The organism is Arthrobacter celericrescens (assembly GCF_003614925.1).
In the GTDB taxonomy this organism is placed as follows: Bacteria; Actinomycetota; Actinomycetes; order Actinomycetales; family Micrococcaceae; genus Arthrobacter; species Arthrobacter celericrescens.
Map to the genome: position 1 here is coordinate 1 of NZ_QYLP01000013.1, position 5,939 is coordinate 5,939.

Annotated in this window: 6 protein-coding genes; 4 read left to right on the plus strand and 2 right to left on the minus strand. The window is 65.4% G+C overall.

The annotated features are described in order from the left end of the window. Positions 1-147 precede the first annotated feature (147 nt). Together D3654_RS01625 and D3654_RS01630 are read right to left on the minus strand one after the other, a co-directional pair. Positions 148-981 carry an alpha/beta fold hydrolase gene (locus D3654_RS01625; RefSeq protein WP_120519796.1) on the minus strand — a complete coding sequence of 278 codons (834 nt, stop codon included), beginning with the start codon at positions 979-981 and terminating at the stop codon, positions 148-150. A 62-nt stretch (positions 982-1,043) separates the two neighbouring features. After that, positions 1,044-1,898, minus strand: coding sequence for an alpha/beta fold hydrolase (locus D3654_RS01630; RefSeq protein ID WP_120519797.1), 855 nt, complete (start codon positions 1,896-1,898; stop codon positions 1,044-1,046). A gap of 81 nt (positions 1,899-1,979) precedes the next feature. On the opposite strand from D3654_RS01630, the gene lysS reads away from it, so the two are divergent. The 4 genes from lysS to D3654_RS01645 form a co-directional block, all read left to right on the plus strand. Continuing rightward, the gene (gene lysS, locus D3654_RS01635) at positions 1,980-3,497 is read left to right on the plus strand and encodes a lysine--tRNA ligase (protein ID WP_205571702.1); all 1,518 of its coding nucleotides are present in this window, start codon (positions 1,980-1,982) and stop codon (positions 3,495-3,497) included. Positions 3,498-3,499: 2 nt separating this feature from the next. Continuing rightward, positions 3,500-3,676 (plus strand): hypothetical protein, encoded by a 177-nt coding sequence (locus D3654_RS20345; protein WP_162943586.1) that lies wholly within the window; start codon positions 3,500-3,502, stop codon positions 3,674-3,676. 127 nt (positions 3,677-3,803) lie between these two features. Next, positions 3,804-4,130, plus strand: coding sequence for a histone-like nucleoid-structuring protein Lsr2 (locus D3654_RS01640; RefSeq protein ID WP_120519798.1), 327 nt, complete (start codon positions 3,804-3,806; stop codon positions 4,128-4,130). Between the two features lie 291 nt (positions 4,131-4,421). Continuing rightward, positions 4,422-5,939: Clp protease N-terminal domain-containing protein (locus D3654_RS01645; RefSeq protein WP_120519800.1), on the plus strand; the 1,518-nt coding region annotated here is incomplete at its 3' end.

The following is a 5,939-nucleotide window of genomic DNA, read 5'->3' on the forward strand; positions in this document are numbered from 1 at the left end:
GTGGGAGAGTAGGACACCGCCGGACAACCATTAACGACAGGGGCCCTGACCACGACGGTCAGGGCCCCTTCGCATTTAACCGAACACGCACCCGCACACACGAACGCCCCGGACCACAGACCCGGGGCGCACCTGCTTAAGAGCCGCTTAACCGGCGAAGAAGTCCGCCAGTTCCGAGATCAGCTTGTCCGGTGCCCGGTTGGCGCCGTCATGGCCGAAGCCGGGAAGGATCGTGTAGCTGGATCCGGACAGGACGTCGTGGATCTGGCCGCAGGCCACTCCGAAGTAGGCGGGGCTCTTTTCGCCAACCACAATCAGGGTTTCAAGGGGAAGCTCGAGGAAAGGCTCGGCCGGCATGTCCGCGGCGATGACGGCCTTGATCTCGCGGACCCCGGCCTGCATCAATTCCCGCATCTGTTTGCCCATCGGTGTCCCGGCAGTCAGCTTGTTGGCGAGCGTAAGCATGGACAGCGGCATCCGCGAGAAGGCGCCTTCGGTCTCCACGCCCTTCACCAGGACGGCGAGCCCGCGGTCGAAGTCTCCCGCCGCCGTCGCGCGTTCGTATTCGGCCGTCCAGCCGGCCTTGACGCTGTGGTTGACGGAAACGGCGGGGTCGTACACGGCCAGCCGCTCCACGGGCAGCGTCCGTGCCGCGTGCAGTGCAACGGCGCCACCGAAGCTGTGCCCGAAGACGTCCGTGCTGCCCGTGTGCTTCATGACGGCCGCGAGGTCGCGGATGTCGACGTCGAGGGTGTAGTCCTGCGGCTGCGGCGAGGAACCGCCCCGGCCGCGGCGGTTGAACGTGTGCACGGGCCGGCCGAGGGCCGCGCTGAGCTTCTGCGCGAATTTCGTGTAGTCGGCGGCGGTCACCATCGAAGCCGGCACGACGACGACGCCGTTGCCTTTGGAGCCTGCTTCGCCGCCCGTGGTGAAGACCTCGAGGGTCGCGCCGTCAGGGGTGGTGATCTTCTCGCTCGTCATGGTTCGAGCCTAACGGAGCTACCTGAACGCCGACAGTATGCAACGCGTCCGGTGGAGCGTGCCTACGCCTTGAAGTAGGCGGCGATGTCCGTGACCAGTTCCCTGACGGCGGCCGGCACGGAAGCATGCACGCCTTTCGGCGAGAGTTTGAGCTCGCTGCCGGGAACTGCCGCGTGCAGGCGCGCTGCCGTGACCTTGTAGTAGTCGGGGCTCTTCGCGCCCACCATGAAGCAGGTCCCGGCCGGCAGGCCTGCGAAGTCGGCGGCGCTGAGCGGTTCCTCGATGGCGGCCTTCAGTTCGCCGACGGCGGTGGGCATGAGTTCGCGGAACAGCCGGTTGACGCCGGTCCTGGAGACGACGGCCATGAGCGCTGCCAGCACCGGTTCCGGGACGCGGGCGAGGGCGCTGCCCGGGGCCAGGCCCTTCTTTGCGCGGGCCATCGCCACGTCCGGGCGCCCGGCGTTGAGAGCTTCCTCGAAGCCGGACAGCCACGAGGTGTCGATGCTGCCTTCGATGTTGACGGCGGCGTCGTACACGGCAAGCTTCGCGGCCTCGAGCTCCGTGCCGGCGAACTCCCCTGCGGCGTTGAGGACCACGGATCCTCCGAGGCTGTGGCCGAAAATGTGCCGGCCCCCGGTGGCGCGCAGCACGGTGCGCACGTCGGCGATCTCGGTGGCCATCGAGTACCCCGGAGGCTGCTCGCTGGACTGTCCGCGGCCGCGCCGGTCGTAGACGTCCACAGCCCATGCCTCGCCCAGGCCGGCGGCCAGCGCCATCGCGAACGGGCGGTAGATCAGGGCGGTCACGAAGGCCCCGCCCACCACCAGGACCCGCCGCTGCGGAGGCGCCCCGGCGGTGCCGTAGCTATAGAGCGCCAGCCATCCGCCGTCGGCCGTCTCCAGGGTGCGTTCCTCCATCGGGGACAGTCTAGGCGGCGGCCGCCGCCTCGCCGGGCGGCCCGCGGACCGGGGTCCCCGGCTCCGCTAGAATTAAGCCTTGTGACTTCAGAAAACACCCCCTCCACAGAGCCCGCAGACGCAAGCGAACAGATGCGCATCCGCATGGAGAAGCGGAACAAGCTGATCGAGCGCGGCGGCGAAGCCTACCCGGTGGGTGTTGAGCGGACCCATTCGCTCGCGGAGGTCCGCGAAAAGTACGGGCACCTCGAAGCCGACGAAACCACCGGGGACACTGTGGGGATCACCGGACGCGTGGTTTTTGTCCGCAACACCGGCAAGCTCTGCTTCGCCACACTCCAGGAAGGCGGCGTGGACGGCAAGGGTGTCCGGCTCCAGGCGATGCTGAGCCTGGCCAATATCGGCGAGGAAGGCCTGGCCGACTGGAAGGCCCTGGTGGACCTGGGCGACCACGTCTTCATCAAGGGCGAAGTCATCTCCTCCCGCCGCGGTGAACTCTCCGTCATGGCCGATTCCTGGTCCATGGCCTCCAAGGCCCTGCGCCCGCTGCCCGTGCTGCACGCCGAACTCAACGAAGAAACCCGCGTCCGCCAGCGCTACGTGGACCTCATCGTCCGCGACGAAGCCCGCGAGATGGTCTACACCCGTGCCGCGATTACCCGTTCCGTCCGCGACACCCTGGACCGGCATGGCTACGTCGAGGTCGAAACCCCGATCCTGCAGCTGGTCCACGGCGGCGCCACGGCCCGCCCGTTCGAAACCCACATGAACGCCTTCGACCAGAAGATGACCCTGCGCATCGCCACGGAGCTCTTCCTCAAGCGTGCCGTGGTGGGCGGCATCGACCGTGTCTACGACATGGGTCGCGTGTTCCGCAACGAAGGCGTCGACTCCACCCACAGTCCGGAATTCACCACGCTGGAATGCTACGAAGCCTGGGCAGACCAGTTCGTCATGGCCGAACGCATGAAGGAAATCGTCCTGAACGTGGCCGACGTCGTGGGCACCCGCACCATCCAGACTGAAGCCGGCGAGATCAACCTCGACGGCGAATGGGCCTGGTTGGGCGTATACCCTGGCCTTTCCGAGGCGGTCGGTGAGGAGATTACCCCGGACACGCCGCTTGAGCGGCTCCTTGAGATCGGTGACGCGCACGGCGTAAAGACTGACGCATTGTGGACGCAGGAGAAGGCGGTGGTGGAGCTGTTCGGCGAGATCGTCGAACCGACCCTGCTGAACCCGACTTTTGTTTACGACTACCCGCCGTCGGCGCAGCCGCTCGCCCGCCCGCACCGTGAGAATGGGCGCCTTATTGAGGCATGGGACTTGATCATTGGAGGCATGGAGCGCGGTACGGCGTTCTCCGAGCTGATCGACCCCGTCATCCAGCGCGAACGGCTCACCGAACAGTCGCGTCTTGCTGCAGAGGGCGACGACGAGGCCATGCAACTCGACGAAGACTTCCTGCGCGCCCTCGAATACGGCGCACCGCCCATGGGCGGCATCGGTCTCGGCATCGACCGCCTGGTGATGCTGTTCACCGGTGCAGGCATCCGCGAAACCATCCTGTTCCCCCTTCTCAAGCCCGAAGGCCACTGACCATGGAATACATTGCCGTCCTCGCCCCCTCCGTTGTGGTGGGCCTGCTTTTCTGGTTTGCCATGAAGTCCATCTTCAACGCGGACAAAGCGGAACGGCAGGCCGAAGCCCGCGCCCAGCGGGAAGCGGGTGCCGGAAATTCCGCATCGACCGACGGCGGGACGGCTCCGGCTAAATAGCCGCTTTCCGGGCGGGGGCCCGCAGAAAATTGTTTATGTCTTTGACGCCTTAGGGCTCGCGGCACGCTAATCTGTAATTAGCAGGACATAAATCTGCATCCCCCATCCCGCGAAGAGAGTCTTTTCAATGGCACAGAAAGTCAAAATCATCCTGGTTGACGACCTGGACGAGGGCGAAGCCGACGAAACCGTCCGGTTTGCCCTGGACGGAGTCAGCTACGAGATGGATCTGTCCACGGTAAACGCGTCAAAGCTGCGCGATGCCTTGGAGCCTTTTGTCGCGAAAGCCCGTAAAACTTCCACCGGACGCGCTGTCCGCAGCCGGGCTTCCGCAGGCAGGAACCAGGATTCGGCACAGATCCGTCAATGGGCCCGCGATAACGGATACACGGTAAACAGCCGTGGACGCATCCAGGCCGAAATTCAGGAAGCCTACCAGAAGGCAAATTCCTAGGGAATCCACAGGAATCCGGCTTCCCCGGGTTTCAAAACAGGATGAATTGCCGGTTTATCCGACGCCTCGAAAACCATGGGGGAATTCGAAATGCGGCGGCGCTGCCGGCAGGCGGGCGCTCCCGGCAGGGACGTGCCGCCACGGCGGGGCCGGGATTCGATCCGATGTGCAGCGCAGGGCGCAGGGAAAGTATTCCCTGCGCCCTGCCTGTTTCCCCTGTGGCGAACACGCCCCAAAATCCTTGCCGCGCCACGTAGCATCAAAGTACGTCGTAGCTAGGAGTGTGGCGAAATGTTTGAGAGATTTACGGACCGTGCCCGTCGCGTTGTTGTGCTTGCCCAGGAAGAGGCACGCATGCTCAACCACAACTACATCGGTACCGAGCACATCCTCTTGGGTCTGATCCACGAGGGTGAAGGCGTTGCTGCCAAGGCGCTTGAGTCCCTGAGCATTTCGCTCGACGGTGTCCGGGAGCAGGTCCAGGAGATCATCGGCCAGGGCCAGCAGGCGCCCTCCGGCCACATCCCCTTCACCCCCCGTGCCAAGAAGGTGCTGGAGCTGTCGCTGCGCGAAGCCCTGCAGCTCGGCCACAACTACATCGGCACCGAGCACATCCTCCTCGGCCTGATCCGCGAAGGCGAAGGCGTGGCAGCCCAGGTGCTGGTCAAGCTCGGCGCGGACCTGAACCGCGTCCGCCAGCAGGTCATCCAGCTGCTTTCCGGCTACCAGGGCAAGGAAGCGGCCGGTACCGGCGCAGGCCCCGGCCAGCAGGAAGGCACCCCGGCCGGTTCGGTGGTGCTCGACCAGTTCGGCCGTAACCTGACCCAGGCTGCCCGCGAAAACAAGCTCGATCCCGTGATCGGCCGCGAGCAGGAGATGGAACGCGTCATGCAGGTCCTCTCCCGCCGCACCAAGAACAACCCAGTGCTGATCGGTGAGCCCGGCGTGGGCAAGACCGCCGTCGTCGAGGGCCTCGCCCAGGCGATCGTCCGCGGCGATGTCCCGGAGACCATCAAGGACAAGCAGCTCTACACCCTGGACCTTGGCTCCCTGGTGGCCGGCTCCCGCTACCGTGGTGACTTCGAAGAGCGACTGAAGAAGGTCCTCAAGGAAATCCGCACCCGCGGCGACATCATCCTGTTCATCGACGAAATCCACACACTCGTCGGCGCAGGCGCTGCCGAAGGTGCCATCGACGCCGCCTCCATCCTCAAGCCGATGCTGGCCCGCGGTGAACTCCAGACCATCGGTGCCACGACACTTGACGAATACCGCAAGCACATCGAAAAGGACGCCGCGCTGGAGCGCCGCTTCCAGCCGATCCAGGTCAAGGAACCCTCGGTTGCGCACGCAATCGAAATCCTCAAGGGCCTGCGCGACCGCTACGAGGCGCACCACCGCGTGACGATCACCGACGGCGCCCTCGCCTCGGCCGCCCAGCTCGCCGAGCGCTACATCTCGGACCGGTTCCTGCCGGACAAGGCGATCGACCTGATCGACGAAGCCGGTGCCCGGCTGCGCATCCGCCGCATGACCGCTCCGCCGGAGCTCAAGGCCATGGACGAGCGCATCGCCGAGGTGAAGCTCGAGAAGGAATCGGCCATCGACGCCCAGGACTTCGAAGGTGCCGCCTCCCTGCGCGACAAGGAGCAGAAGCTCATCGCGGAGCGCGCCGAGAAGGAACGCAACTGGAAGTCCGGCGGCATGGACGACGTCTCGGAAGTGGACGAAGACCTGATCGCGGAAGTGCTGGCGAACTCCACGGGCATCCCGGTGTTCAAGCTCACCGAGGAAGAGTCTTCCCGTCTG

Excerpts from the sequence above, each read along its gene's own strand:
- D3654_RS01630 (WP_120519797.1), bottom strand. The coding sequence starts at position 1,898 with ATGGAGGAACGCACCCTGGAGACGGCCGACGGCGGATGGCTGGCGCTC.
- D3654_RS01625 (WP_120519796.1), bottom strand. The coding sequence starts at position 981 with ATGACGAGCGAGAAGATCACCACCCCTGACGGCGCGACCCTCGAGGTC.
- D3654_RS01640 (WP_120519798.1), top strand. The coding sequence starts at position 3,804 with ATGGCACAGAAAGTCAAAATCATCCTGGTTGACGACCTGGACGAGGGC.
- D3654_RS20345 (WP_162943586.1), top strand. The coding sequence starts at position 3,500 with ATGGAATACATTGCCGTCCTCGCCCCCTCCGTTGTGGTGGGCCTGCTT.